The sequence below is a fragment of the Nonomuraea antimicrobica genome (assembly GCF_039536965.1).
Taxonomy (GTDB): Bacteria; Actinomycetota; Actinomycetes; order Streptosporangiales; family Streptosporangiaceae; genus Nonomuraea; species Nonomuraea antimicrobica.
On the sequence record NZ_BAAAZP010000093.1, the window covers coordinates 38,048 to 64,283 of the forward strand.

Sequence of the window (26,236 nt, forward strand, 5' to 3'; positions counted from 1 at the left end):
TGCGAAGGAATCGAGTCATCGGCACCCATCCGCGTTGATCTTGTGCTGTGACGGGGGACCTCCCCTCGGGAGAGCGCGCCGCCCGTGAGAACGCGGCGAGCCTGGGCCAGCGCGAGCCGACCAGCGTGCGCGCTCTGGCATACGTGTTGAGGCTTGCCTGATGGGCCGTACGTGGCACGCCAATGGGATCCTGTGTGGCTGGTGTGGAGGCGGGGTGAGCGATGCCAAGTTCTCCAGGGCTCGGGGCTTGTCCCGAATGGAGGGCGACCACGGTTGGGCCCTGCCGGCGCGATAGCGACTCTGGGCGGAGCTTTGCGCGCCGGAGGCGCGCTCGGGAGGGCGCCCGAGCGACAGCGAGGACCGCTCGGGCGGGCATACAGGGCCCACCCGGTAGACGGCCCACGGGTGGGTGCTGCTGGGTGCCCGGCTTATGGCTCGTGGGTGGGTGCTGCCGGGTGTCGCCCGGCTTCATCCGGCATGCGAGTTACTTCAGGGCTCCCGAGGTCAGGCCGGACTGGATCTGGCGCTGGAAGACGGTGTAGACGATCAGCATGGGGAGGATGGCGAGGGTGAGGGCGGCGAAGAGGGCCGCCCAGTCCTGGTCGTAGCCGGCGGCGGTGGAGATGTCGGCGATGCCCATGGTGAGCACCCACTTGTCGCGTTCCTGGAGGAGGATCAGCGGGAGCTGGTACTGGTTCCACTGGCCGAGGATGTTGAAGATCGTGATGCTGACGATGCCGGGCTTGGCCATGGGCAGCATGATCTGGAAGAAGACCCGTGTGTGCGAGGCCCCGTCCACCATCGCGGCCTCACCGACGGCCGTCGGCAGCGTACGGAAGAACGCCGACAGGAAGAAGATCGTGAACGGCATCGAGTACGCGATGTAGACCAGCACCACGCCCGCGTGCGTGTTCAGCCCGATGAACGGGCCGATCACCGGCAGATTGCCCATGTTCTGCACGACGAAGAACAGCGGCGTCAGCGCCAGGTAGACCGGGAATGCCAGCCCCGACACGAACAGCAGGTAGATCGCCCGGTTCCCGCGGAAGGGATACCGGGCCAGCACGTACGCCGCCATCGACCCGATGAGCATCGTCCCGAACGTACTGAACGCGACGACGATGACGCTGTTGAGCATGTACTGCCCGATGTGCGCCTGCTCCCAGGCCCTGGCGAAGTTGTCCCAGCGCAGCGTGGCGGGCAGCGTCCAGGCGTCGTCGAAGATCTCGTCCTCGCTCTTGACCGAGGCCAGGAACGTCCACAGGATCGGGATCATCACCAGCAGCGTCCAGATCAGCAGGGCCAGGTGCGTCAGCACACCGAGGGGGCCGAGCCGGCGCCGGCGCTCGTCCCGGAGGAGCTTGCGCGAGTTCGCCACCGTCCACGAGATCATCGTTGTCATCAGTACTCGATTCGTTCGCGCCGGGAGAGGCGCAGCGACAGGATCGCGAAGCCGACGGTGAAGAAGAACATCACCACGCCCAGCGCCGAGGCGTACCCGAAGCGGAAGTACTCGAAGGCGTTGCGGTAGATCTCGGCGGCCATGACGGTGGTCGACCGGTCGGGGCCGCCGCGCTGGAGGGTCATCACCCAGACGATCGCGAAGACGTCGAGGGCGAGGATGCCCAGGTAGACCCAGGCGACCTGGACGGTGTCCCAGAGCAGGGGGAGCGTGATGCGGAAGAACAGGCTGAGCCGGCTCGCGCCGTCGATCTGCGCGGCCTCGAACATGTCCTTGGGGATCGAGGCCAGGCCGGCCGAGAACAGCACGACGTAGAAGCCGACCGCCTGCCAGACCATCACGCCCAGCACCGACCAGAACGCGATGTCGGGGTCGGAGAGGAAACCGACAGGGCCGAGGCCGAGCGCCGTCAGCGGGCCGTTGAGCATGCCGCTGCCGTCCGGCCGGAAGACCTGCTGGAACAGCACCGCCACCACGGCCACGGCCAGCACCTGCGGGAAGAAGAACACCACCCGGTAGAACTTCGACCCGCGGATCCCCGTCACGCCCTGCGGGCCCCCGACGTTGAGCAGGAAGGAGAAGAACAGGGCGATGACGATCGTGATGAGCGGCAGCAGCACGAGCAGGGCGGCGTTGTGCGTGACCGCCTTCCAGAACGCGGTGTCGCCGAACAGGCGCACGAAGTTGTCCAGGCCGATGAACCGGGGCGTGGCCGTCACGCCGCGCCAGTCGGTCATCGCGATGTAGAACGCCTGGACGTACGGGGCGATGACGTACACCAGGTAGAGAATCACCGGGGCTGCCAGGAACGAGGTGATGAACAGCCCGCGGCGATACCTGTTGAAGATCATTGGCGCTGGTACTTCTTGATCGAGGAGTCGTTCTTGATCTCGTCGGCCTTCTTCTGGATGCGCTCCAGATACTTGTCCGGGGTCAGGCCGCCGGACATCAGCTCGCCGGTGGCGGCGATGGCCTCGTCCTTGAGCGGGCCGTACCAGTTGAACCAGCGGTAGTAGACGGTGTTCGCGCCCGCGTTGGTCACCGCCTTGGTGGCGCTGGTGACGCCAGGGGAGATCTCCCTGCCCTCGGTGGCGCCCTTGACCGCGGTCACCGTACGCACGAGCGCGCTGAAGTCGCCCGCCGCCTTCTTCGACAGCATGGCCCGCAGGTACTCCAGCCCGGCCTGCGGGTGAGGGCTCCTGGCGGAGACGATGAAGTTCTCGCCGGGTTGGGTGTGCAGGGTGCCGTACGGGAGCTTGTCGGAGCCGGTGACGTCGGGGATCGGGAAGACGCCGTACTCGAAGTCGGCCGGGGTGGTGGTCTTCTGCTCGTTCTCCAGCCAGGAGGCGGAGGGCAGCATGGCCACCTTGTACTTGTTCTGGGCGGTCTGGGTCTGCACGTGGTCGAGGCCGGTGGTGCCCTCCATGAGGTATTTGGCGCCCACCTCGGCCCAGGCCGTGGCCGCGGTCTTCATGGCCTCGGCGGTCCAGGCGCCGTCCTCGAGGTTGTCGATGTTGACCAGGACCTCGTTGCCGCCGATCTTCGCGGCCATGGTCAGCAGCGGCTCGTAGAGGTACTGCGGGAACTTCCCCGCGTACGTGAACGGCGCCATCTTGCCGGACTTCTTGACCGTCTCGCAGAGCGCGATGAACTCGTCCCAGGTCTTCGGGATCTGCCAGCCGTTGTCGCGGAACACCTTCTGCGAGTACCAGATGCCGTAGATGTAGTTGACGTAGCCCAGGACGCTGAACTTGCCGTCGTACTGGCCGATGTCGATCACGGACTGGTCGATGGTGTCTCTGACCTTGACGTTCGGGTCGTCCCAGGAGGGCGCGTCGAGCAGCGGGGTCAGGTCCTGGAGCTGGCCGTCCTGGGAGAGGGCGCCGAAGTCGATGAACTGCGCGCCCGAGTTGTCGATGACCTCGGGCGGGTTGCCGCCGGCGAAGCGCGGCTGGAGGATCTTGGTGATCTCCTTGGTGGCGTTGTGCTTGATCTCGACGCCCGGGTACTTCGACTTGAACAGCGGCTGGTGGATGTTCGTGGCGTAGTCCTGGCCGAAGCCGCCGTCGAAGATCCAGACCTCCAGCGGCTTGTCCGCGGCCACGCCGAACGGGTTCGCCGCGCTGGTCGCGACCGGGGCCGCCGAGGTCGAGGCGGCCGGCGGCGCGGCCGGCGTTGCGCACGCGCCCAGCGCGCCCGCCACGGGCACGAGCGCGGCTCCGCGTAGGAGCTCGCGCCTGCTGATACGGGGGGTGTGAGGCATGATGACTACTCCTGACCTTTCATGATCCGCGTCTGATCCGGCCTGCGTAGCGGCGCTCCAGGGCGCTGTTGTGCTCGTCGCCGCCGGTCACGTTGGCCGACAGGTAGATGGGCGGCCGCTCGCCGAGCGCGACGAGCCGGTCCACCGCCTCGGTGACCACCATCTGCGCGAGCAACGCGGAGGTGATCGTGGAAACCGCACCGTGGCTGCCGCCGTCGGGCAGGTCGAGGATCGCGTCACCGTACGGCGCTCCGTTGTCCAGCACCACGTCGGCCAGGTCGAGCAGCTTGCCGCCCGACGGGTGGCGGGAGGTCATGCGCGTGCTGTGCGCGACCGAGGTGATCGCGATCAACGGGTGGCCGCGGTCCTTGACGATCGTGGCCAGCTCGACGACCGTGCCGTTCACACCCGAGCTGGAGATCAGCACGAACACGTCCGCGGGCTCGACCGGCGCCAGGTCGTAGATCCGCTGTGCGATCGCCGGGTCCCGCTCCAACTCGGGGGTGAGCACGCTGGGGGGCTCGCCGCCGTACAGCACGAGGTCTTTGGGGGAGAGGCGATTGCTCGGTACGAGGCCGCCGGCCCGCCCGGCGATCTCCATGGCGATGGCCTCGGAGTGCCCGGAGCCGAACGCGTTGACCAGGCCGCCCGCCCGGATCGAGGCGACGAGCAGCCCGGCGGCCGGGCCCACCGGTTCCGCCTGCTGCTCGGCGACCCGCCGGGCCAGGTCGAGGGCCTTGGATGCGTACGTCAATTCAGCCTCTTTCCACCCGGTGGCTCTCCACCGCCCGGATCGTGCGTTCGAACGCCTCGTTCGTCCGTTCGTAGGTGAGCTGGGCGACCGCGACGTACACGGCGTCCAGCACGAAGAGCTGCGAGTGGACGGCCGCCAGCCCGCCGAGCCGGAACGTGGTCTCCCTGCTGGCCGTGGTCAGCACCAGGTCGGCCAGCTCGGCCAGCGGCGAACGGGCGAACGAGGTCACCGCCACCGTCAGCGCGCCATGGCTGCCCGCCTCGGCCAGCGACTCCATGACCTCCCGCGTACGGCCCCGATGGCTGATGCCGATGGCCACGTCGCCGGACTTCAGCAGCGCCGCCTCCGACAGCGCCACGTGCGCGTCGCCCGCGCTCCAGACCGGGATGCCGATGCGACGCAGCCGCCCTTCGAGCATGGTGGCGACGTTGCTGCTGGTGGAGACGCCGACGAGGAGCACGCGCGGCGCGGCCACGATGGCCTCGGCCACCCGGGAGACGACGTCGAGGGCGAGCTGGGCGGCGGTGTCCTGGATCAGGCGGGTGTCGGCGGCGGCCATCACCTCGATGGCCGAGTCGAGCGGGTCGTCGGGGCCGATCTCATGCCCGACGCCCGCGCCCCAGCCCGCCTGGGCCGCCCTGCCGGTCTCGGTGGCCAGGGCCACGCGCAGCTCGGCGTACCCAGAGAAGCCGAAGGCCCGGCAGAACCTGGTCACGGTCGCGGGCGAGCTGCCCGCGCGCTCGGCGAGGGCGATGATGGTCGACCGCGCGGCCTCGGCCGGATCGCCGAGAATCACCTCGCCGACCCTGCGCAAAGCCTCCGGCAAACCGGGTAGCTCTGTTTCGATGCGCCCGAGCGCTCCTGAAGTCACGAATATTCCTTCCGAATACCCGGTCTTCTGGCGAAAATTATTCTTGCTTATCGGTCACGTCAACCCCCAGACTCGGACCGTGACTGAATCGCTAGTGGTCGGTGTCGATGCCGGCGCCACCTCCACGCGGGTGGCCGTGCACACGCTCACCGGCACGCGGGTCGGGTACGCGCGGGCCGGGGCCGGCAATCCGACCGCGCACGGGCTGGCCAAGGCGGTGGCTGCGGTCGCCGACGCACTGGGCCCGGCGCTCGGGTCTCTCGACGGGGCGCGGGTCGTCGCGTCGGTGGCGGGGGTCGCGGGGCACGTCGAGGAGATGGTGCCCGAGCTGGCGAAGGTCTGGGCCGCGCACGGCATCTCCCACACGCCGCGTTACGTCGATGACGTGACGGTCGGCTACGCCGCCGGCTCGGCCGAGCCCGAAGGGTCGCTGCTGCTGTCGGGCACGGGGGCGGTGGCGGCCAGGATGGCGGGGTTCGAGCCGGCCGCGATCGCCGACGGGCTGGGCTGGCTGCTCGGTGACGCGGGCTCCGGGTTCTGGATCGGGCGGCGGGCGGCCATGGCGGTGATCGAGGCCCTCGACCGGGGCGCGCCCGTGCCGGGCGCGCCCGGCCAGGACCACCCCGACGCCGGAGACGTGCTGGCCGGGCTCGTCGTGTCGCACTTCCTCGGTACGCGACCACCCGACGAGCCGCGAGAGGCCGCCCTGCGCGTCGTACGGCTGGCGCAGGCCGACCCCGTACGCCTGGCCGCCCTGTCGTCGCTGGTCGGCCGGGCCGCCTCGGATGGCGACCCGACGGCGGTCGAGATCGTCCGCGAGGCCGCCGACCACCTGATGGCGACCTTGCACAGGGTTCACGTGTCGGGCCCCGTGGTGCTCACGGGCAGCGTGCTGACCAGCGAAGGGCCGATCCGTCAGACCGTCGTCGAGCTGCTGGCGGGCGAGACGGTGACCACGGCGGGCGACGCGGCGGGCGCGGCGGCCTGGCTGGCGGCCCGCGAGGTGCTGTCGGAGGCCGACGCCAGGGCCCGGCACGCCACCTTCACGACCGCCGCCTGACGCACCCGCCGCCCGACGCGCCCGCCTCGGGACGCGCCCGCCTTCGGACACGACTGCCGCTGACCGGGCGAGGGTTACGGAAGGTCACCCGCACGGTCGACGATGCCACGGGCCTCCTGCACCCATGCGGCCATCACCTCGCCTCCGGCGGCCTGAGAGGTACGCTCGCCGTCCCCGAGGGCGAGTCTCCGGCCTCCGAGGTACGCGTAGGTCTCCGGGTCGACGATGATCTCGTGGCGGGTTCCGTCCGGGCTGTCCAGGTAGATTCCGACGCCTTCCCGGTCCGCCAGATCCCGTACGTTCTCCTCCAGCCCGACGCCTTCCAGCTCGGAGACGACGGTGTAGAGGGCGGCGCGCAGGCGGGGCGGAGGGGCGCCATCCTGGAGGATCTGTTGCACCTGCTGGAACAGCGTCCGCGCGGCCGGCAGGTCAGGGCGGTCCGCACCGTTCTGCCGCAGCCGCTCCTTCAGCGCGGCCGGATCCAGGGGAAGGGAACTCAGGTAGGCCGGGGCCCATCGCTGGCCCGTGGAGTTCTCGACGGGGCCGGCGGTGACGGGGCCGACGGGAGGGGCGCCCTTGTCCGCGTCCGCGCTGGTGTGACGGATTGCCATCTTCGCGCCGTCACCCCGCTGCCAGCGTTCGTGCGTCTGCGTCTCGCCCGCCTCCTGCGTCCCCTCCTTGCCGGGGACGTAGATCCGTGACTTGGTGTAGAGCCACTGGTCGGCGCGCGGATAGGTGTCCGTCGTCCGCGCGGATGCCGCCGTGGCGCGTTCTGCCAGGTGTTCCACGCCGGCCACCGGAACCCACGCGGGAGCACTGGCGGTCGCCGCCGGAATGTCGGCGCCGTCGAAACTCTGCACGACCGTGATGCCGAGGGCCAGCGTCAGGCCGACGGCACCGGCACCTGCCAGGCGCAGTGTCATGCGCCGTGTCATGCGCCGTGTCATGCGTCTGGGCCGCCGAGCGGGGGAGGGGGACGTCATCGCGGCGAGCAGGCGCCCCCGAGCGGCGTACAGGGTGTCGGGATCGCTCTGCCGCACCTCGGAACGCAGGTCCCGGACCAGGTCAACGTCATTCATGGGGTCTCCTCCCGCACATCGATCGGGTTGACGCCGCCCAGAGCCTTGGCGACCTTGCGGCGGGCGCGCGACAGGCGCGAGCGCACGGTGCCGATGGGCACGCCCAGCGCCTGTGCCGTCTCCTCATAGGTCAGGTCGCCCCAGGCGATCAGCAGCAGCACGTCGCGCTCACCGCGTCCCAGCCTCGCCAGCGCGTCGGCGATCCGCTTCCGCGTGGCCGAGGCGGAGACCCTGGCCACGACCTGCTCGTCGAACGCCACCGCGACAGGGTCCTCACCGGTACGGGCCAGCGCCCGGTAACCGCGGACCTCCGCCCGCCGGTGGCTGCCGATGACGTTCGTGAGGATGCCGTACAGCCAGGGCAGCGCCTCCCCGCGGCTGAGGTCGTAGTGGTGCCGTTTCTCGAAGGCCCTCGTGAACGTCTCGGCCACCACGTCTTCCGCGGGTTCGGGGCCGAGCCGCCGGACGACGTAGCGGTGCAGCTCGGCGGCGTGCCGGTCGAACAGCTCCGCGAAGCGCTCAGGAGCGCGCAGCGAGGTCGCGATGATCGAGGAGTCGTCTCGCTGATCTGCCCGCAGGACGCCGCCGGATGTCGGCGTCGGTACGGGCGTCGGAGGATCAGCCAAGACGATCTCCTGTTCCAGGATGGTTCTCACGACGGTACTTAGCCGAACCGCCGCGGGAAGTTCCCGCCGGGAGACCCGGGCGGAGCGTGATCCTGGCGGACGTCGTCCGTGACCCCTGGAGACGGTGGGCCGTTCCGTGGCTTCGCGCCCGGGCAGCCGGCCACGACGCCACGGAACGGATCAGGCCCCGAGCTCGTCCCGCAGCCGGCGAGCGGCGGTCACCACGTTGGCCAGGGACGCCTCGACCTGCTCGTACGTACGCGTCTTCAGCCCGCAGTCCGGGTTCACCCAGACCCGCTCCACCGGCAGAGCCGCCACCGTCCGCCGCACCAGCGACTCGACCTCCTCGGCCGAGGGCACCCGAGGCGAGTGGATGTCGTAGACGCCGGGCCCGAGCCCTCGCCCGAACGCCGACACCGCCCCCAGGATCCGCGCCCCCGAGCGGGCCGACTCGATCGTGGTGACGTCCGCGTCCAGGCCGTCGATGGCGTCCAGGATCTGGTCGGCGTCGGAATAGCACAGGTGCGTGTGGATCTGGGTACGGTCACCGGCCCCCGAGGTGGCTCGCCGGTAGGCCGCCACCGCCCACTCCAGGTAGTCGGCCTGGGCGGCGCGGCGCAGGGGCAGCAGTTCGCGCAGCGCGGGCTCGTCCACCTGGATGATCGACACCCCGGCCGCCTCCAGGTCCCGCACCTCCTGCCGGACGGCGTCGGCCACCTGGAGGACGACGTCCCGCAGCGGCAGGTCGTCGCGGACGAACGACCAGGCCACGATCGTGACCGGCCCGGTGAGCATGCCCTTGACCGGCTTGTCCGTGAGTGACTGCGCGTGGGCGGCCCAGCGCGCCGTGATCGGCGAGGGACGGGAGACGTCGCCGTACAGGATCGGCGGGCGGGTGCAGCGCGACCCGTACGACTGCACCCAGCCCAGCCTGGTGACCGCGAACCCGTCGAGGTGCTCGGCGAAGTACTGCACCATGTCGTTGCGCTCGGGCTCGCCGTGCACCAGGACGTCGAGGCCGAGGCGTTCCTGGAGCCGGATCACCCGTTCGATCTCGGCCTCGACCCGGTGCTCGTAGCCGGCCTGCGACAGCGTGCCGGACGCGACCGCCGCGCGGGCCGCGCGCAGCTCGCCGGTCTGCGGGAAGGAGCCGATCGTGGTGACCGGCAGCGGGGGCAGGCTCAGGTGCTCGGCCTGGGCGGCGGCGCGCACCGCGTACGGGCTGCGCTCCCCGGCCACGACCGGCCCCGGCAGCGCCACCGACGGCCGCCCGACCGGCACGTCGCCCCCGAACCCGTCGCCCTCGAACCCAGCGACCTCCGAGTCAGTGCCCCCGAACCCGGCGACCTCCGAGCCAGTGACCTCGTACCCGGCGTTCTCGAAACCGGGGCTCAGGAAGTCGGCCCCGGCCAGCGCCACCACCTCGGCCACCTTCTCCTCGGCGAACGCCAGCCGCGCCCGCACCCCCGGCTCCAGCTCCGGTTCGGCCGCCACGGAGTAGGGCACGTGCTGCAGCGAGCACGAGGTGCTCACCACGACCCGCGAGGCCCGTACGGCGGCGAGTGCGGCCAGCGCGCGCCCGGGAGAGGTCCGCCACACGTCCCGGCCGGACACCACCCCCGCCACCACGGTCTTCCCGGTCAGGTCGGTCTCCGGCACCGGCCCCCGCACCAGGTCGAGCCCGATGGCCTCCACCGGCGTGCCCGCCAGCACCGGCAGCGCCTCGCCGAGCGAGCCGAAGTACGACGCCACGAACAACCCGGGCCGCGCCCCCATCGAGCCCAGCCGCTCGTAGGCCGTCCGGACGGCGGCCAGCTCCGACGCCGTCCGGTCGCCCACGAGGGCGGGCTCGTCGAGCTGCACCCACGCCACGCCCTCGGCGGCCAGCGCGGACAGCAGCTCCGCGTAGCAGCCCAGCACCTCGTCCAGCCGGTCCAGGGCCGAGCCCAGCAGCAGGTACGTCACCGGCCCCAGCACGACCGGCCGCGTCTCGTACCCCAGCGCCCGCGCCTCCCGCACCTCGCCCAGCGGCTTGCCCGCGTCCAGCCGGAACTCGGTCTCGGGCCCGATCTCCGGCACGAGGTAGTGGTAGTTGGTGTCGAACCACTTCGTCATCCGCAGCGGCGCCCGCCCTTCCGTGCCCCTGGCCATCGCGAAGTAGGGGTCGGCGGCGTCCCGATAGCGCGAGGGCACGGCCCCGAGCAGCACCGAGGTGTCGAGCACCTGGTCGTACACCGAGAACGTGTTCGACGGCAGCCCCTCCAGCCCCAGCTCGGCCAGCCTCCGCCAGGTCCGCGCGCGCAGCTCCGCGCCCACCCGCTCCAGCTCCGCCCGGGTCGAGCGCCCGTCCCAGTACGCCTCCAGCGCCCGCTTCAGCTCCCTGTCCGGCCCGATCCGCGGATATCCGAGCACGGTGGACGTGGGGAATGAGGACATCTTCTTCGACTCCCTTGTGAACCCTTGTGATCCGTCAGGTCGTTGGAATGGTGCCGACGACCCACGGGGTCATGCACCATGTATTGGTGCTGCTTATGCTTCGGGAGATCCACTGCTTCACGCGGGTCGCGGAACGGCTGAGCTTCTCGGCCGCCGCCGCCGACCTCGGGATGTCCCAGCCCGCCATGAGCCAGGCCATCACCCGGCTCGAACGCGCCACCGGCACCCGGCTCTTCGAACGCTCCGCCCGCGAGGTGCGGCTCACGGCGGAGGGCAGGGCGCTGCTGGCGTACGCGGAGCAGGTGATCGAGTCGGTCGAGGCGTTCACCGCGGAGTCGGCCCGGCTGGCCCGGCCGATCATTCATCTGGCTTATCCACCGCTCGTGGGCGCGCTGGCGGCGCGGATCGTCAGGCGGCTGGCGGGCCGCACCCCGGCCATCGGGGTGGAGCTGCACGCGGCCGGGCGGGCCGCGGCGGGGCGGGCGCTGGCCGGCGGGCAGGCGTCGAGAGGCGGCGCGGGCGCTGGCCGACGGGGAGGTGTCGGCGGCGATCCTGGCCACGCCCGCGCCCGCGCGGTTCGTCACGGCGGCCAGGTTCCACGTCACCGTCGACCACCTGGCCGTCCCCGCCGGGCACCGGCTGGCGTCAAGGGCCCGGGTCGCGGCGGCGGAGCTGGCCGGTCAGGTGCTCATCACACCGTCCGGCCGCCCCTGGCCCGGCCTGCCCGGCCGCGCCCGCCTGGTGGCCGACGACGACTTCACCGCCGCTCTCGACCTGGTGGCGGCGGGCGCGGGCCTGCTGCCCATCCCGCAGCTCCTGGTGCGCACGATCAGGCGGGACGACCTCCGCTTCGTCCCCCTGGAGGCGGGTGACCTGCGCATCACGTACGCGCTGGCGTGGTCGAGGGAGCGCGTCACCCCGGAGCTGATAGCCCTGGTGCAGGCCGTGCAGGACGCCCTCTGGACGAGGTGACCACCGGCCCGCGGGCGCGGTCGGGCGCGATCAGGCCACGGGCAGGTTCTTCAGCGCCTCCCGCCGGCTGAGCCCGGTGAGGCCCTTGGCCTTCACGTAGCGGATCACCTCTTCGGGCCTGGTCTTGGCGTATTCGCGTAACGCCCACCCGATGGCCTTGCGGGCGAAGAAGTCGTTGTCGGACAGGCTGGGCTCGATGCACGCGTACAGCAGGGCCGTGTCCGTGCGGGACTTGAACCGGTTCTGGCACAGGATGGCCGTGCGCCGCTTCCACAGGTCGTCGTCGTGCGCCCACTCCAGCATGAGCGGCCGCATCGAGTCGGGGTAGGCGGCCAGCAGCCCGCCGATCCGGTGCGTGGCCAGCTCGTCGACCAGGTCCCACCACGCCCCTGAGACGATCATCTCCTCGTACATGGGGATGGTGTAGAGGGTCTGGAACTCCCGGTAGAGGTGGTAGCCCGACAGCTCGACGGCGGCGTAGCGCTCCTCGCGGTATTCGGCCTCCCGCCACAGCGACAGCACCGCCCGCCGCCACTCCGGGGCGCTGTCCAGCCGGTGCTCGGCGAACACCTTCCGCAGCGCGGCCCGCCGGGGCACCGCCTGTACGCCCAGGAACGGCATGTCCGACCTCATGTAGGCGCGCATCGTCTCGGCCTTGCCGGGCGCGGCCGCGTCCTGCAGTGCCAGTCGCACCGCTTTGCCGAGGCTCATCCTTGCTGGGTGGTGCGTTCGCCGGTGGCGAGCCCGTCGAAGAGCACGGTGATGTAGTGCTCTGCCAGCCCGGCCGTGTTGAGTCTGCCGCCGGGACGGAACCAGCGCACCGCCACCCAGATGGTGTCGCGGATCATCCGGTAGGTCAGCTTCGGGTCGACGTCGGGCCTGAACTGCCCGGCCGCCTGCCCCGCCTTGATCTGCGTGACCCAGATCTGCTCGACCTCGTCCTCGGCCTTGACCAGGTAGTTGAAGCGCTCGAACTGCCGCAGGTAGTTCCAGTCGTTCTGCATCACCGTGATGGCGGCGCGGTGGGGCTCGAGCGTGCCGAAGCCGATGCGGACCATCTCGGAGAGCACGGTGCGCGGGTCGGAGCCCGTGTCGAGCGCGGCGCGGTAGCGGGCGATGAGGTCGTCGAGGAAGGTGGACAGCACCTCGTCGACGATCGTCTCCTTGGAGTCGAAGTGGTGGTAGAGACTTCCGGAGAGAATGCCCGCTTCGTCGGCGATCTCACGTACTGTCGTGGCCTGGAAGCCCTTGCGCGCGAAGAGCTCCGCGGCGAGCTTGACGAGGTGGTCACGGCGCTCGGACGCCGACCCCGATGAGGTGGCGCGCTGGCGCTTCGCCGGAGTCGTGGCGGTGCCGGAGTTCTTTCGCGTGGTCACTACACCATTATGGGCCCTCAGACAATCGCTTGTTCACGTTACAGGCCCAGCTCGTGCGGCATTCCCGGCTATACCAAGCGCTTGCTACGATTCGAGGATGAGTGAGGCGTACATCGTCGGCGCCGTCCGCACCCCCGTCGGGCGCAGGAACGGCGGCCTGGCCGGAGCCCACCCCGCCGACCTCGGCGCGCACGTGCTCAAGGAGCTGATGCGCGGGGCCGGCGCCGACCCGTCGGCCGTCGAGGACGTGATCTTCGGCTGCGTGGACACGATCGGCCCGCAGGCGGGCGACGTCGCGCGTACGTGCTGGCTGGCGGCCGGGCTGCCCGAGGAGGTGCCGGGCGTCACGATCGACCGCCAGTGCGGCTCCTCCCAGCAGGCCCTGCACTTCGCCGCCCAGGCCGTGCTCTCCGGCACGAACGACCTGGTGGTGGCCGGGGGAGTGCAGAACATGAGCATGGTCCCCATCTCCTCCGCGATGCTCGCGGGCCGCCCCCTCGGCCACGAGACCCCGTTCGCGGGCTCCAAGGGCTGGACCGAGCGGTACGGCACGCGGGAGGTCTCCCAGTTCGCCGGTGCCGAGCTGATCGCCACCCGGTGGGGCGTCACGCGCGAGGAGATGGAGCGGTACGCGTACGAGTCGCACCGGCGGGCCCTGCACGCCATCGACGCCGGACATTTCCACCGCGAGATCGTCCCCTACGAGGGCGCCGCCACCGACGAGGGCCCGCGCAGGGACACCACGCCGGAGAAGATGGCCGCGCTCCGGCCCCTCACGCCGGGGGGCCGCCTGACCGCCGCCCTGGCCTCCCAGATCTCCGACGGCGCCGCGGCGCTGCTGATCGCCTCGCCCCGCGCCGTACGCGAGCACGGCCTGACGCCGCGAGCCCGCGTGCACCACCTGTCGGCGCGCGGCGGCGACCCGATCATGATGCTCTCGGCCCCGATCCCGGCCACCGCTCACGCGCTCGGCCTGACCGGCATGTCCATCGGGGACTTCGACGTCATCGAGGTCAACGAGGCGTTCGCGTCGGTCGTCCTGGCCTGGCTCAAGGAGACCGGCGCCGACCCGGCCAGGGTGAACCCGAACGGCGGCGCCATCGCGCTGGGCCACCCCCTCGGCGCGACCGGCGCGGTGCTGGCGGTCAAGCTGCTGCACGAGCTGGAGCGGACCGGCGGCAGGTACGGCCTGCAGACCATGTGCGAGGGCGGCGGACAGGCGAACGTCACCGTCATCGAGCGCCTCTAAGGGCCCTGCCGGCGACGGGATTCGGTGTCGGGGCGTCCGTCGCCGCCCGAGAACAGTGGCACCCCGAAAAGACCCGCACGCACAATGACGAGGTCACCGTGCACGCGGGCCTGGGGGCTCCCGGTCAGTCGCAGTGGACGTTCTCCTTCCTCGTGGTGGCCAATTTGCTGTCGCCCTTGATGGAGCCGAACACGGTGATGCACTCGCCCCGGGCGGCGACATAAACCGGACCCGCGTAGTACTTGTAGGTGCCGACCTCGGAATCGGCCCAGTTGTCAGCGCCGGCCACCTTGATCCGCGCCGACTTGAGCGCGGACCGGCCGTAGTTCGAGCCGGTGCCGTAGGCGAGCGCGCAGTTCTTCCCGGTGCTGCCGTTCCATCGGACCTCAAGGGTGCCGTACTTCATGCCGTGGAGCGAGATGCTGTACGTCCCCACAAGGTTGTAGCCGCTGCCACACGGGCCGGCCGCGCTGGCCGGAGTCGCGGCGGCGGAGACGAACAGAGTCGCGAGCATCGCGACGCCCACGGCGGCGGCTGACTTGTGACGAAGGTTCATGTTCTTCCTGTGGTCCTGGGTGGACCGGAGGGCGAGCGCGCCGCCCGTCCCCCGGCGTCCGGTCCGCGCCATAATCACGCCACACGTTGAAAATCCGCTGAAGCCGGGCTGAAACGCGCGCCGTCCCGCGATCAAGCAGAGCCTTGCCCCGAGACGGTGGGTTCCGGCGCGGGAGGCCGCCCAGAAGAACGCGCGGACTTCGTGCGTGGACCAGCGGCGCTGTACGGTGACTGTCCGGGTGAGGCGCGAGGCGGCGGAGTTCCTCACGAAGGGAAGCGGGTTGACGTCAGAAAATGGCTCTAGCAAATAAGAAACTTTCCTATTAGATTTCGGGTCATGCCCCTGAGCGGTGATCTGCTTCGCCTCGCTGACGCAGTCCTCTTCCCCGGTTTCCCTGGACACATGCCCCCCGACTGGCTCCGACGCCGGCTCGGCGACGGGCTGGCCGGCGTCGTGCTGTTCTCCCGCAACATCGCCGACGCGGCGCAGGTGGCCCGGCTGACCGCCGCGCTGCGTGCGGAGAACCCCTCGGTGCTGGTCGGCACCGACGAGGAGTCCGGCGAGGTCACCAGGCTGGAGGTGGCCGGCGGCAGCTCCCGCCCCGGCGGGTACGCGCTCGGCGTCGTGGACGACGTGGACCTCACCGAGTCCCTGGCCAGAGACCTCGGCGGCGACCTGGCCAGAGCGGGCATCACGATCGACTTCGCCCCCTCCGCCGACGTCAACTCCAACCCCGACAACCCGGTCATCGGCCTGCGGGCCTTCGGTGCGGACCCGGTGCTGGTCGCCCGGCACACCCGGGCGTTCGTCCGCGGGCTCCAGTCGGCCGGGGTGGCCGCCTGCGCCAAGCACTTCCCCGGACACGGGGACACCTCGGTGGACTCCCACCACGGGGTGCCGGTCGTGGCCGAGAGCGGGATCGAGGAGGCGCTGCACCCTTTCCGCGAGGCGATCGCGGAGGGCGTCAAGGCCGTCATGACCGGCCATCTCCTGGTGCCCTCGTACGACGCCGAGCGGCCCGCCACGCTCAGCACCAAGGTCCTGACGGGATTGCTGCGGGAGGAGCTCGGGTTCGACGGGATGATCATCACTGACGGCATAGAAATGGCCGCGGTGTCGGGGGCGTACGGGATCGGGGGCGCCTCCGCCCGCGCCATAGCCGCCGGCGCGGACGCGATCTGCGTCGGCGGCGAGAACTTCGACGAGGCCACCGTCATCGGCATCCGCGAGGCGATCGCGGCGGCGGTGGCGGAGGGGCTGCTGCCCGAGGAGCGTCTGGCCGACGCCGCTCGCCGGGTCCGCGAGCTGGCCGCATGGGCCGCCTCCTCGGGCAGCCCTGCACCCGCCGACGGCCGGATCGGCCTGGTCGCGGCCCGGCGGGCGATCAGGGTCACCCGCCGCTCCACCGCGCCCGTACTCCCGCTGATGGGCGTGCCCCACGTGGTGGAGCTGTCCCCGGAGATGAACCTGGCCATCGACAGGAACACCCCGTGGGGCGTCGGCAGGCCGCTGAGCGTTCTGATCCCCGGCACCACCGTCACCCGCCTGACGGTCGCGCAGGCCACCGGCCCCGAGCTGGAGCGCCTGATCATCGAGGCCACAGGTCACCCGCTGGTCGTGGTGGTCAGGGACGTGCACCGCCACGCCTGGCAGTCGGAGGCGCTGCGGCACCTGCTCAGCGCCCGCCCGGACGCCGTGGTGGTCGAGATGGGCCTGCCCGCCCGCTCGGACCTGGGCTCCGTGCACGTCGCCACGTACGGGTCGGCCAGGGTCTGCGGCCAGGCCGCGGCGGAGGTGCTGACCGGTAGTCTCTGAACGTGAACTTCGACGGCGAGGACCTGTCGCACAAGGCGTTGGCAGACCGGCTCCCCCCGGGTGAGACGCACGTCTTCCGCGAGTGCGACCTGACGGAGGCCGACCTGTGGGGCGCCTCGCTGGCCGGGGCCACGTTCGAGTCGTGCGTGCTGGAGCAGACCGACTTCCGCAAGGCCGACCTCGACGGGGCGGTGTTCGGCGGCGGGGGCGGGATGCGCGTCAGGTTCAACGACGCCGACCTCATCGACGTGACGTTCACCGACGTCGACCTGTCGTCTGCGCAGTTCGGCGGGGCGCTGCTGACGGACGCCTCGTTCACGGGCTGCCGCATGATCGGCGCCTCGCTCACCGGCTCGCGGGGCACCGGCTTCAAGGTGTCGCGCTCCAACCTGACGCTGGCCAACCTCGGCGGCTGCTCGCTGCGCGGTGAGGTCGTCGAGGGCGTGCGCTTCGACGACGCCGACCTGTCGGGCTGCGACTTCACCGAGGCCACGCTGAGCGACTGCCGGCTGCGCGGCACCCGGCTGCTCGGCGCCAAGTTCGCCAAGGCCGACCTGCGCGGGGCCGACCTGGGCGAGCCCGACGACGCCAAGCTGCGGGCGTTCGCGGGCGCGATCATCAACCAGGCGCAGGCCAACGCCATCCTCGCCGCCCGCGGCATCACCGTCCTGTAGCCCTCGCTCAGCCCGCGGGCCGGGGGAGCCGGGCCAGGGCGGTCTCCGCCTCGGCCATGACACGTTCGATCAGCTCCCGGCACGACGGCAGGTCGTCGAGCACCCCGACCACCTGCCCCGAGGCCATCACCCCCAGATCCACCCGCCCGTCCACCATGGCCGCCCGCAGCAGCACCGGCGTGTTGGCCGCCTGCAGCACCTGCGCCCACGTCAGCTCGCGCCCGCGCCGCATCCGCCGCCCCTCCCGGAGCATCGCCCGCCACGACAGCCCCGACAGCCGCCTGAAGCGGGTGCCGTTCACCACCGCCCGCAGCAGCCGCGCGCGTTCGAGCGAGGCCACGAACGGCGTGTCCAGCACCCGGTGCGGCACGCCGTCCACGGACGTGGTCACCACCGTCTCCCGCGCCGCCAGGTAGAACTTCTTCACCTCGTCGGGCACCGGCGAGTCCTCGGTCAGCAGGAATCGGGTGCCCATGGCGATCCCGCAGGCCCCGTACGCCAGCGCCGCCACCAGCCCCCGCCCGTCGAAGAACCCTCCTGCCGCGATCACCGGGATGTCCACCGCGTCCACGACCTGCGGCAGCAGCAGCGTGGTGGCCACGGGACCGGTGTGCCCGCCGCCCTCGCCACCCTGGACGACGACCGCGTCCGCGCCCCACCCGGCCACCTTCTCCGCGTGCCGGCGCGCGCCCACCGACGGGATCGTCACGACGCCCGCGTCCTTCAGCCGGGCGATCAGCTCCCGGCGCGGCGCCAGCGCGAACGACGCCACCCGCACCCCCTCCCGGACCAGCACCTCCACCCGCTCGGCCGCGTCGTCGGCGTCGGCGCGGAGGTTCACCCCGAAGGGCGCGTCGGTACGCTCCTTCACCCGCCGGATCGCCGCCGTCATCTCCGGCACCGACATGGTGGCCGCGCCGATGACGCCCAGGCCGCCCGCCAGGGACACGGCCGCCGCCAGCCGGGCGCCCGCGACGTACCCCATGCCGGTCTGCACGATCGGGTGCCGGCAGCCGACCAGCGACGTCAGCGCGGTCCTCACGCGGGCACCTCCCGGTCGCGCAGGCGGCCGGGGTCGAGCCGGTCCAGCACGCGCAGTTCCTCGATGGTCGGCTCCCGCGTCCGGGCGACATTTCCCGACATGCCGTGCAGGTCGAACCCCGTCGCCGCCGCCACGTCGGCCACGCTCACCCCGGGATGCACCGACACCAGCCGCATCGCCCCGTCAGGCGCCCCGAAGTCCAGCACGGCCAGGTTCGTCACCACCCGCCGCAGCTCGAACGCGCCCCGATCGGTGCCGAGCCCGCTGACCATGTCGACGGCGGGCACGAAGACCCGCCTCGAATGGCGGGGGATCCAGTAGCTCGTCGGGTCGCAGCGCGTGTTCCCAGGGGCGCCGCGTACGCCCAGGAGCTGCGCCGTGGGCCGGGCCCAGTCGCCGACGCACGAGATGTTCGTGTTGCCGTACCGGTCGATCTGGCTCGCCCCGAGCATGACGTGCCGCCGACCGTTCAGCACCAGCCACAGGTGCTCCCTGAACGGCAGCCACCCCTCCACCTCCCGCGGCGCCTCGCCCAGCGCGGGCACGTCGCCGGTGAGCAGGCAGACGCCGTCGTGCGTGAGCAGCAGCGGCTCGAACGTCAGCCGCGCCAGCCGCGCCGCCAGCACCGTGATCGCCCCGCCGATCCCGGCCGCGAGGATCTCCCCGTCGCCCCTGAACGCCTCCGCGCACGCCACCACGCAAACGTCAGCCCTGCTCACGGGAGTCCTCCACATAGCGCCGCTGCGCCTCCTCGTCGCGCCCGTAGTCGGGCTCGCACGAGGTGAACCCGGCGCCGCCCGGCGCCTCCACCACGCCCGCCACCATCGACCGGCTGATCAGCAACGACTGCACGGGCCCGCCCTTGAGCAGGTCGGCGGTGTCCACCACCCGCTCGCACGAGACGTAACACCGCGCGGCCGCCTTGGCGTAGAGGTCGTCGAAGTACGGATCGGGCCCCAGGTACTGGGCGTTGCCCAGCGCGTCGGCCCGGTTCAGGTGCACCAGCGCCACGTCCGCGGTCAGCGCCGGCACCGCCACCAGCTCCTCGCCGTCCGCGTACGGCGAGCGCACCGTGCGCAGCTCAGGATTGACCCGCAGCACGTCGGACCCCATCCCCGCCCGCGTCGGCAGGAACGGCAGCCGGTGCGCCCCCGCCAGCAGCCCGAACATGAACATGCCCTCGTCGTACTCGGTGAACTCGATCTCCCCTGCCTGGCGGGCGCGCCGGAAGTTGGGCTCCAGGGGGATGGAGTCGAGCGTGACGAACGGGGCCACGACCCTGCGCACCTTCCCGGCCGCGCACAGCAGGCCGACGTCGGGGCCGCCGTACGAGACGATCGTGAGGTCGCGTACGGGGGAGCGCAGCAGGGCGCCGACGAGGGCCATGGGCTTGCGGCGCGAGCCCCACCCGCCGATGCCCACCGTCATGCCGCTCTCCACGGACGCGGCCACCTGCCCGGCCGTCATCAGCTTGCTCACGTGAACCGCTCCCGGTGCCGGTCGCCGATGCCCATGAGGTTCAGCTCGAAGGTGAAGCCCTGCTCGAAGCGGTAGCTGCGGTTGACGTCGACCGGGTCGATGCCGTTGAGCGACTCCTTGGCGCGGCGGATGACGTACGGGTCCTTGGCCGCGATCTGCCCGGCCACCTCCATCGCCGCCTCGCGCAGCCTGTCGCGCGGCACCACCGCCAGCACCGACCCGAACGCGTGCAGCTCGGCCGCGGTCGCGTTCCTGCACGTGTAGACCATGGCGCGCACCAGGTGCCGGGGCACCAGCCTGGCCAGGTGCGTGGCCGCCCCCAGCGCGCCGCGGTCCACCTCGGGCAGGCCGAAGTACGCGTCCTCGCCGGCCACGACCACGTCCGCGTTCCCCACCAGGCCGATCCCGCCGCCCAGGCAGTGCCCGTGCACGGCGGCCACCACCGGGACGGCGCACTCGTACACGGCCGCGAACGCCGCGTAACACGCCCGGTTGGCCCCGACCAGCGCGGTGAAGCCCTCGGTGTCACGCATCTCCTTGATGTCCACCCCGGCGTTGAACCCGCGTCCCTCGGCCCGCAGCACGACCACCCTGGTCACGGGGTCGTCCCCGGCGGCGCGTACGGCCCGGGCCAGCTCCTCCCAGGCCCGCACGGGCAACGCGTTCACCGGCGGCACGTCCACCACCACCTCGGCGACGGGCCCACCCAGCAGCGAGATCCCCATCCACTCTCCCTTACCTAACGCTTGCTTGGTACGGTAGCATCCGTGACCGTCACTTACGACTACACGGGTAAGTCCGTCCTGGTGACCGGCGGGACCAGGGGCATCGGCGCGGGCATCGCCGCGGCCTTCCGCGCGGCGGGCGCCGAGGTCACCGTCTGCGCCCGCACCGCACCCGAGCCACGCGGCGCAGGCGCGCACGGCTCCGCTCGGGCGGGCGTGGGTCCTCCCGGAAACGGCTTCGCCCAGGCGGAGGTGGGTGTGCCAGGGGGCGGTGGGCGTCGACTGGCGCAGGCGGGCGTCCGGTTCGTGCGGGCGGACGTCCGGGTGCCGGAGGACGTCGAACGCCTGCTCGCCGGATTCGACCGCCTCGACGTCGTGGTGAACAACGCGGGCGGCTCGCCCCCCGCGCCCCTGGAGGGCACCTCGCCGCGCCTGCACGCCCGCGTCATCGAACTCAACCTCACGGCCCCGCTGCTGGTCTCGCAGCGCGCGTACCCGCTGCTGGCCGCCTCGGGCGGGGCCGTCATCATGATCGGCAGCGCGAGCGGCGCCCGCCCCTCGCCCGGCACCTCCGCGTACGGCGCCGCCAAGGCCGGCCTGCACCACCTGGCCCGCTGCCTGGCCGCCGAGTGGGCCCCGCGAGTACGCGTCAACACGGTCGTCGTGGGCCTGGCCACGACCCTCGACACACCCGCCTTCGACAACCCCGCATTCGACACGCCCGCCGTCGACACGCCTGCCCCTGGCACATCGGGCCCCGGCGCATCCGGCTACGGAACGCCCGCCCGTGAGGCGTCCGCCCGTGACGCGTCCGGCCACTACGGGGGGCGCTCCGATCTGGACGGGCGGGCCATCCCGGCGGGCCGGATGGCCACCCCTGCCGACGTGGCGCGGGCGTGCCTGTGGCTGGCCGCGCCCGGCTATGTGACCGGGGCCGAGGTGCGGGTGGACGGCGGCGGCGAGATCCCCGCCTGGCGACATCTGGTTTCTGGCGACATTTCCTGATATCTCTGCTTGATCCTTCCTGCTTGATCCTTCCGGGAGGTCTGTGTGGGAATCTGTGCCGGCCGAGTGGTGGTCGTGACGGGCGCCGGTCGCGGCATCGGCAGGGAACACGCGCTGGAGTTCGCCCGGCAGGGCGCCCGCGTCGTGGTCAACGACCTCGGCACCGGCCCCGGCGGCGACGGCGGCTCGCCCGGCCCCGCCCTGGCGGTGGCCGAGGAGATCCGCGGGTTCGGCGGCCAGGCGGTGGCCAGCAACGACGACGTCGCCGACTGGGACGGGGCGGCGCGGCTGGTCAAGACGGCCGTCAGCGCGTACGGCAGGCTCGACGTACTGGTCAACAACGCGGGGTTCGTCCGGGACCGGATGCTGGTCTCGATGACCGAGCAGGACTGGGACGACGTCGTACGCGTCCACCTCAAGGGACACTTCGCCCCGCTGCGGCACGCGGCGGCGTACTGGCGGGAGAGGTCCAAGGCCGGGGACCGGGTCAGCGGCCGGGTGATCAACACCTCGTCGGGCGCGGGCCTGCTCGGGAGCGTCGGGCAGGCCAACTACGCGGCGGCCAAGGCGGGCATCGCCGCTCTCACCCAGGTGGCGGCGGCCGAGCTGGGCCGGTACGGCGTCACGGTGAACGCCATCGCGCCCGCCGCCCGTACCCGGATGACGGAGGAGGTGTTCGCCGGCGCCATGGCCAGGCCGGAGTCCGGGTTCGACGCCATGCACCCCGCCAACGTGGCCCCGCTCGTGGTGTGGCTCGGCTCGGCGGAGTCGGGGCACGTCACGGGGCGGATGTTCGAGGTGGAGGGCGGTGTCGTCTCGGTGGCCACCGGCTGGCGCCACGGCCCGGCGGTGGACTGCGGCGCCCGCTGGTCGCCCGCTGACCTCGGCCCCGCACTCACCGCCCTCCTCTCCTCCGCCCCGCCCCCTGAACCGGTCTACGGCACGTCCCCACAGCCGGGCTGAGGTTCTCCGGGAGGAAGCGGCGGCCCTACGTGGCGCGGGCGGCTCTCAAGGGAGCCTGCGGGGGTCAGCGCATGGCGGAGCGGGCGGTGGGGTGCAGGCGGAGGCGCTGCGGGGCGGCGGTGAGGCGGGACGCGAGCATGGGCAGGGGCACCTCGCGTTCGTCCGCCGCCCGTTCGAACCGTGCGAACCACACGAACACGTTCACCCCGGTCCGTACGGGCAGCCGCGGAAAGGTGTTCTCCGAGTGCTCGCTCTCCAGGCAGGCGACCGGCGCCACCCCGGCCGCGGCGAGCACCGGCGCGGCCTCGCGGGCGAAGAACGCGGCGAAGTCGTCGCCCGCGACGTGGTAGATCGTGGCGACGTAGAGTGACGAGGGCGGTTCTCCCGCGCCTGCGGGCGGGCGTTCCCCAGAGAGTGGCTCGGGCCCGGCGGGGTGCAGCAGGAGCACGTCGTCCGAGTCCAGCATCGTGGCGTTGGCCGCCTCACCGTGGGCCTGCCACACCGGCCCGCCGTAGAAGGCCGCCAGCGACTCCCGCCGCGCCTCCATGTCGGGGAAGGCCCGCAGCCAGGGAAAGGTGTCGGGCTCCCCGGCCTCCCGGAACGTGCCCGTCACCCGCATGCCCACGGCTTCCTGCGTCTCGATGAACTCCCGCTCGAACAGGGAGATCAGTGTGTCCCGCCGCCCAGGACGCATCTGGTAGCGGCGTAGCTCGTAGATCATGTGGCGGACACTAGGCCCTGGTCACTGACACCCCTTGTCAGCGTATTGGCCGAACAATGTTCTGATCACTCACAGCTATCAAACGACCACGTGAGGTTATATGCTCGCTCTGACCTTGATCCCCTGAGGTCAAAGAAGGTCAACGGGGATGGTGGTGTGCCCTGGGCCCTGGCCCACCGCCGTTCCTGCGGGCTTGTTCCACTGGCGAAGGAGCAGATGTGATCAAAAGACTGTGCGCCGCCGCGGCCGTGCTGGCAGCGGTCGCCGGCGGCACGCTGCTTGCAGTCCCCGCTCACGCTGACGACGACTGGGCCGGTCCCTGGGGCGGTGGCAACTGGTCGGCCAACCGGAGCGACAACAGCGACTCGACCCAGTCGGGCAACAACTTCGGCGACGTCTTCGGCCGCAACCACGGCCAGGGGTTCTCGACCAACGTCAACAACGTCAACGGCTTCGCCCCGACCGCCACCAACGGCGGGATCACGGTGACGTACATCTTCCACTGACCGGCTGACGTCCGGGAAAACAGCACTCTGAAAGGACATCGAGATGATGAAGAAGCTCTGCGTGACGGGTGTCATCGCCGCCGCGGCCGGGGTGACCCTGCTGTCCGTCCCCGCGTACGCCGACACGAACGCGGGCAACTCCAGCCACAATGCCCACTCCTCGCAGTCGGGCAACAACTTCGGCAACGTCGTCAGCACCAACCTGAGTGGCGGCCACGGCGCGACCAGCGTCAACAACGTCAACGGCAACGCCGTGATCGGCACCAACGGTAGCGACGTGGTCGTCGACGACGTCGTCGACTGATTCGGGGGCCACGCCGCGGGACGGCATGACGCGGTGTGTCCGGAGTAGGTGCGAGCCGGGTCGGATTTGGCCCGGCTCGCGCCGTATTAGCATCCGTGCGTGACTATCTGTGCTTATGCCACGTCTGCGGGGGCTGACGACGACGAGATCGCCCCGGTTCTGGCCGCCTGGCGGGAGGTCGGCATCGAGGGGCGCGCCGAGCGCTGGGACGACCCTGGTGTCGACTGGAGCGCGTACGACGCCGTCGTCATCCGCTCGGTGTGGGACTACGTGCCCAGGCGGGAGGAGTTCCTGGCGTGGGCGCGTGGGGCGGAGTCCGTCACGCGGCTGCTGAACTCCCGCGCCGTGCTCGAGTCCAACACCGACAAGACGTACCTGCGTGACCTCGACGTGCCGACCGTGCCCACGCACTGGTCGTCGCGTGGGCTGCCGGACTGGCCGGAATACGTGGTCAAGCCGGCCGTCTCCGCCGGGGGCCGCGACACCACCAGGACCACCGACCGCGCCGAGGCCCAGACGCTGGCCGCGGCGCTGGAGGCCGCGGGGCGCACACCGATGGTGCAGCCCTACCTCGACATGGTGGAGTCGGAGGGCGAGACCTCGCTGCTGTACTTCAACGGCCGCTTCAGCCACGCCGTCCGCCGCAACCCCGTGCTGGCCCCCGTGTTGGACACAGGGCAGGCGGCCGGTGAACCCCCGCGGGTCCACACTCGCACCCCAGCCCCGGACCAGGTCGAACTCGCCGAGAAGGTGCTTGTTGCCGTACCCCATGTCCTTCTCTACGCCAGGATCGACCTGGTCCGGCTTCCCGGCGGCGGACCGGCCGTCATCGAGGTGGAGCTGACCGAGCCCTATCTCTTCCTGAACCAGGAGCCGGAGGCTGCGGCGAGGTTCGCGCGGGCCCTGCGCGAGCTGCTGTGATCAGCGGCAGCCCAGCTCGGCGGCCGTCCTCTCGGGATCACACCCCCGGGAGGCGGCCGTTGCGGAAGAGGTCCACGAACTGCTGGTGGTCGTGCCTGGCCTGCGCCCCGTAACGGTGGGCGAAGTCCACCAGCATCGCGACGAACCCCGCCCGGTCGTCGCCGATCACGTGCACGATCGCCTCCTCCGTCGAGAAGTCCACCAGGTCGTGGCTGGACTCGTCGTCGGCCACCGAGTGCATGCGGGCGACCGCCCGGCCCAGGTCCTGCACGATCGAGCGCAGTTCGGCCGGCTCGTTGACGTCGTCCCAGTCGAGGTCGGCCGAGTACGGCGACACCTCGGCCACGAGCTGCCCCACGCCGTTGAGCATGGTGTAACCCAGCCACGGATCGGCGTACGCCTGCAGCGCCCGCTGCGACTCGGCCGTGCGGTGCCCCTGGTGCAGGAAGTAGGAGGTGACCTTCTCGTCGGCGACGTGCCGCGCCACCGCGGGCACCGCCGCCTGCTTCATGTACAGGATGACGTCGTTCTCCAGCGCCTGCGAGCGCCCTTCGAGCAGCAGGTTGTACGACGGCAGCCCCGCCGACCCGATGCCCACGCCCTTGCGCAGCGCCACGTCCTTGATCACGTGCTCGACGGGGTTGACCGTCACGGGCAACGTGGCCAGGTAGTCGTCGAACGCGGCCAGCACGTCCCGCCGGGTCGCCGCGTCCACGGGCTCGCGTCCCTCCATGAGCGCGAAGCGGCGGTCGTAGTCGTCGATCACGGTCTCCACGTCCAGCAGCGCCACGCGGGTGCTGAGCCGGGCGCGCTGGAGCACCCGGTGCAGCACGCCGCTGGTGGTGCCGAGCGTGAGCGACCCGATCGCGTCGTCCCCGCCCGCCGCGACGGCCCCCAGCTCCATCAGGTACGCGCCGGCGAAGTCGGTGACGAGTACGCTGATCGAGTCGTCCGACAGCGCCTTGGCGTAGCCGAGCAGGGCCACGCTGGCGGCGAAGCGCTTGAGGTCCCAGACGTACGGCCCCACGTACGCCTCGTCGAAGTCGTTGACGTTGAAGACCAGCTCGCCGGAGGCGTTCATGTACGTGCCGAAGTTCTCCGCGTGCAGGTCGCCGTGGATCCACACCCGGCTGGTCGGCCCGTCGAGGTAGGAGTCGTCGGCGTACGCCCCGCTGGAGCCGCCCGCCATGTCGGCGTAGAACAGGCAGGCGCTGCCCCGGTAGAAGGCGAAGGGCGAGGCCGCCATCTTCCGGAACTTCCGCCTGAACGCGGCCGGATCGCGCTTGATCGACTCGCCGAACTCCGCCATGAGGACGTCGAGCAAGAAGGAGGAGCGTGTGCCCATGCAGGGGAGACTAGATCCGGATCGCCCTTGCC

Annotated in this window: 27 protein-coding genes and 1 pseudogene; 11 read left to right on the plus strand and 17 right to left on the minus strand. The window is 71.4% G+C overall.

Annotated features, from left to right (window positions below; genetic code table 11):
• Nucleotides 1–484 precede the first annotated feature (484 nt).
• Genes ABD844_RS25750 through ABD844_RS25770 form a run of 5 tightly spaced genes read right to left on the minus strand, consistent with a single transcriptional unit; the run spans nt 485 to nt 5,350 of the window.
• Nucleotides 485–1,402, minus strand: coding sequence for a carbohydrate ABC transporter permease (locus ABD844_RS25750; protein WP_344883009.1), 918 nt, complete (start codon nt 1,400–1,402; stop codon nt 485–487).
• Complete coding sequence (locus ABD844_RS25755; protein ID WP_344883011.1) at nt 1,402–2,313, minus strand: carbohydrate ABC transporter permease; 912 nt, start codon at nt 2,311–2,313, stop codon at nt 1,402–1,404. Before ABD844_RS25755 ends, ABD844_RS25750 begins: the two co-directional genes overlap by 1 nt.
• Complete coding sequence (gene ngcE, locus ABD844_RS25760) at nt 2,310–3,725, minus strand: N-acetylglucosamine/diacetylchitobiose ABC transporter substrate-binding protein (RefSeq protein ID WP_344883015.1); 1,416 nt, start codon at nt 3,723–3,725, stop codon at nt 2,310–2,312. Before ngcE ends, ABD844_RS25755 begins: the two co-directional genes overlap by 4 nt.
• Nucleotides 3,726–3,744: 19 nt before the next feature.
• On the minus strand, nt 3,745–4,479 hold the full coding sequence (locus ABD844_RS25765) for a sugar isomerase domain-containing protein (RefSeq protein ID WP_344883018.1): 735 nt from the start codon (nt 4,477–4,479) through the stop codon (nt 3,745–3,747).
• A gap of 1 nt (nt 4,480) precedes the next feature.
• Nucleotides 4,481–5,350 (minus strand): MurR/RpiR family transcriptional regulator, encoded by an 870-nt coding sequence (locus tag ABD844_RS25770; protein WP_344883021.1) that lies wholly within the window; start codon nt 5,348–5,350, stop codon nt 4,481–4,483.
• Nucleotides 5,351–5,429: 79 nt separating this feature from the next.
• On the opposite strand from ABD844_RS25770, the gene ABD844_RS25775 reads away from it, so the two are divergent.
• Nucleotides 5,430–6,410: an N-acetylglucosamine kinase gene (locus ABD844_RS25775; protein ID WP_344883024.1), complete on the plus strand. Its 981-nt coding sequence runs from the start codon at nt 5,430–5,432 to the stop codon at nt 6,408–6,410.
• 74 nt (nt 6,411–6,484) lie between these two features.
• On the opposite strand, the gene ABD844_RS25780 is transcribed toward ABD844_RS25775, so the two are convergent.
• The 3 genes from ABD844_RS25780 to metE form a co-directional block, all read right to left on the minus strand.
• Nucleotides 6,485–7,489, minus strand: coding sequence for a CU044_5270 family protein (locus tag ABD844_RS25780; protein WP_344883027.1), 1,005 nt, complete (start codon nt 7,487–7,489; stop codon nt 6,485–6,487).
• Nucleotides 7,486–8,115 (minus strand): RNA polymerase sigma factor, encoded by a 630-nt coding sequence (locus ABD844_RS25785; RefSeq protein ID WP_344883030.1) that lies wholly within the window; start codon nt 8,113–8,115, stop codon nt 7,486–7,488. Before ABD844_RS25785 ends, ABD844_RS25780 begins: the two co-directional genes overlap by 4 nt.
• 180 nt (nt 8,116–8,295) lie before the next feature.
• Complete coding sequence (gene metE / locus ABD844_RS25790; RefSeq protein ID WP_344883032.1) at nt 8,296–10,551, minus strand: 5-methyltetrahydropteroyltriglutamate--homocysteine S-methyltransferase; 2,256 nt, start codon at nt 10,549–10,551, stop codon at nt 8,296–8,298.
• Between the two features lie 95 nt (nt 10,552–10,646).
• Between metE and ABD844_RS53255 the strand changes: the two are divergent.
• Both ABD844_RS53255 and ABD844_RS25800 read left to right on the plus strand, forming a co-directional pair.
• Nucleotides 10,647–10,769 (plus strand): annotated as a pseudogene (locus tag ABD844_RS53255) (helix-turn-helix domain-containing protein); the annotation flags it as partial.
• A gap of 154 nt (nt 10,770–10,923) precedes the next feature.
• Entirely contained in the window at nt 10,924–11,523 is a 600-nt protein-coding gene (locus tag ABD844_RS25800) for a LysR substrate-binding domain-containing protein (protein WP_344883144.1), read from the plus strand.
• A 30-nt stretch (nt 11,524–11,553) separates the two neighbouring features.
• On the opposite strand, the gene ABD844_RS25805 is transcribed toward ABD844_RS25800, so the two are convergent.
• Both ABD844_RS25805 and ABD844_RS25810 read right to left on the minus strand, forming a co-directional pair.
• Entirely contained in the window at nt 11,554–12,234 is a 681-nt protein-coding gene (locus ABD844_RS25805) for a DNA alkylation repair protein (RefSeq protein WP_344883038.1), read from the minus strand.
• Nucleotides 12,231–12,899 (minus strand): TetR/AcrR family transcriptional regulator, encoded by a 669-nt coding sequence (locus ABD844_RS25810; protein WP_344883041.1) that lies wholly within the window; start codon nt 12,897–12,899, stop codon nt 12,231–12,233. The genes ABD844_RS25805 and ABD844_RS25810 overlap by 4 nt, the downstream gene beginning before the upstream one ends.
• 97 nt (nt 12,900–12,996) lie before the next feature.
• On the opposite strand from ABD844_RS25810, the gene ABD844_RS25815 reads away from it, so the two are divergent.
• On the plus strand, nt 12,997–14,148 hold the full coding sequence (locus ABD844_RS25815) for an acetyl-CoA C-acetyltransferase (protein ID WP_344883044.1): 1,152 nt from the start codon (nt 12,997–12,999) through the stop codon (nt 14,146–14,148).
• Nucleotides 14,149–14,272: 124 nt separating this feature from the next.
• Here the strand turns inward: ABD844_RS25815 and ABD844_RS25820 are convergent, their stop codons facing one another.
• A complete protein-coding gene (locus ABD844_RS25820; RefSeq protein WP_344883048.1) occupies nt 14,273–15,106 on the minus strand; it encodes a hypothetical protein in 834 nt (277 codons plus the stop codon).
• Between ABD844_RS25820 and ABD844_RS25825 the strand changes: the two genes are divergently transcribed.
• Nucleotides 15,107–16,519: a glycoside hydrolase family 3 protein gene (locus tag ABD844_RS25825; RefSeq protein ID WP_344883051.1), complete on the plus strand. Its 1,413-nt coding sequence runs from the start codon at nt 15,107–15,109 to the stop codon at nt 16,517–16,519.
• A gap of 2 nt (nt 16,520–16,521) precedes the next feature.
• Entirely contained in the window at nt 16,522–17,193 is a 672-nt protein-coding gene (locus ABD844_RS25830) for a pentapeptide repeat-containing protein (RefSeq protein WP_344883054.1), read from the plus strand.
• A gap of 7 nt (nt 17,194–17,200) precedes the next feature.
• Here the strand turns inward: ABD844_RS25830 and ABD844_RS25835 are convergent, their stop codons facing one another.
• The 4 genes from ABD844_RS25835 to ABD844_RS25850 are packed head-to-tail and all read right to left on the minus strand — an operon-like array spanning nt 17,201 to nt 20,439.
• Nucleotides 17,201–18,235, minus strand: coding sequence for an NAD(P)H-dependent flavin oxidoreductase (locus tag ABD844_RS25835; RefSeq protein ID WP_344883057.1), 1,035 nt, complete (start codon nt 18,233–18,235; stop codon nt 17,201–17,203).
• Entirely contained in the window at nt 18,232–18,969 is a 738-nt protein-coding gene (locus ABD844_RS25840) for a CoA-transferase subunit beta (protein WP_344883060.1), read from the minus strand. The genes ABD844_RS25835 and ABD844_RS25840 overlap by 4 nt, the downstream gene beginning before the upstream one ends.
• Nucleotides 18,941–19,702 (minus strand): CoA transferase subunit A, encoded by a 762-nt coding sequence (locus tag ABD844_RS25845; protein WP_344883147.1) that lies wholly within the window; start codon nt 19,700–19,702, stop codon nt 18,941–18,943. The genes ABD844_RS25840 and ABD844_RS25845 overlap by 29 nt, the downstream gene beginning before the upstream one ends.
• A gap of 8 nt (nt 19,703–19,710) precedes the next feature.
• Complete coding sequence (locus ABD844_RS25850; protein WP_344883063.1) at nt 19,711–20,439, minus strand: enoyl-CoA hydratase family protein; 729 nt, start codon at nt 20,437–20,439, stop codon at nt 19,711–19,713.
• Nucleotides 20,440–20,481: 42 nt separating this feature from the next.
• Between ABD844_RS25850 and ABD844_RS25855 the strand changes: the two genes are divergently transcribed.
• Together ABD844_RS25855 and ABD844_RS25860 are read left to right on the plus strand one after the other, a co-directional pair.
• A complete protein-coding gene (locus ABD844_RS25855) occupies nt 20,482–21,444 on the plus strand; it encodes an SDR family oxidoreductase (RefSeq protein ID WP_344883067.1) in 963 nt (320 codons plus the stop codon).
• A 45-nt stretch (nt 21,445–21,489) separates the two neighbouring features.
• Nucleotides 21,490–22,407, plus strand: a complete 918-nt coding sequence (locus tag ABD844_RS25860; protein ID WP_344883069.1) for an SDR family oxidoreductase — start codon at nt 21,490–21,492, stop codon at nt 22,405–22,407.
• 64 nt (nt 22,408–22,471) lie between these two features.
• Here ABD844_RS25860 and ABD844_RS25865 read toward each other — a convergent pair whose 3' ends face one another.
• Nucleotides 22,472–23,128 (minus strand): NIPSNAP family protein, encoded by a 657-nt coding sequence (locus ABD844_RS25865; protein ID WP_344883071.1) that lies wholly within the window; start codon nt 23,126–23,128, stop codon nt 22,472–22,474.
• A gap of 218 nt (nt 23,129–23,346) precedes the next feature.
• Here ABD844_RS25865 and ABD844_RS25870 point away from each other — a divergent pair, with 218 nt between their 5' ends.
• The 3 genes from ABD844_RS25870 (at nt 23,347) to ABD844_RS25880 (ending at nt 24,859) form a co-directional block, all read left to right on the plus strand.
• Complete coding sequence (locus ABD844_RS25870) at nt 23,347–23,634, plus strand: hypothetical protein (RefSeq protein ID WP_344883073.1); 288 nt, start codon at nt 23,347–23,349, stop codon at nt 23,632–23,634.
• A gap of 43 nt (nt 23,635–23,677) precedes the next feature.
• Nucleotides 23,678–23,938: a hypothetical protein gene (locus tag ABD844_RS25875; protein WP_344883076.1), complete on the plus strand. Its 261-nt coding sequence runs from the start codon at nt 23,678–23,680 to the stop codon at nt 23,936–23,938.
• 99 nt (nt 23,939–24,037) lie between these two features.
• Entirely contained in the window at nt 24,038–24,859 is an 822-nt protein-coding gene (locus ABD844_RS25880; protein ID WP_344883079.1) for an ATP-grasp domain-containing protein, read from the plus strand.
• 37 nt (nt 24,860–24,896) lie between these two features.
• On the opposite strand, the gene ABD844_RS25885 is transcribed toward ABD844_RS25880, so the two are convergent.
• Complete coding sequence (locus ABD844_RS25885) at nt 24,897–26,204, minus strand: DUF2252 domain-containing protein (RefSeq protein ID WP_344883082.1); 1,308 nt, start codon at nt 26,202–26,204, stop codon at nt 24,897–24,899.
• Nucleotides 26,205–26,236: the final 32 nt, after the last annotated feature.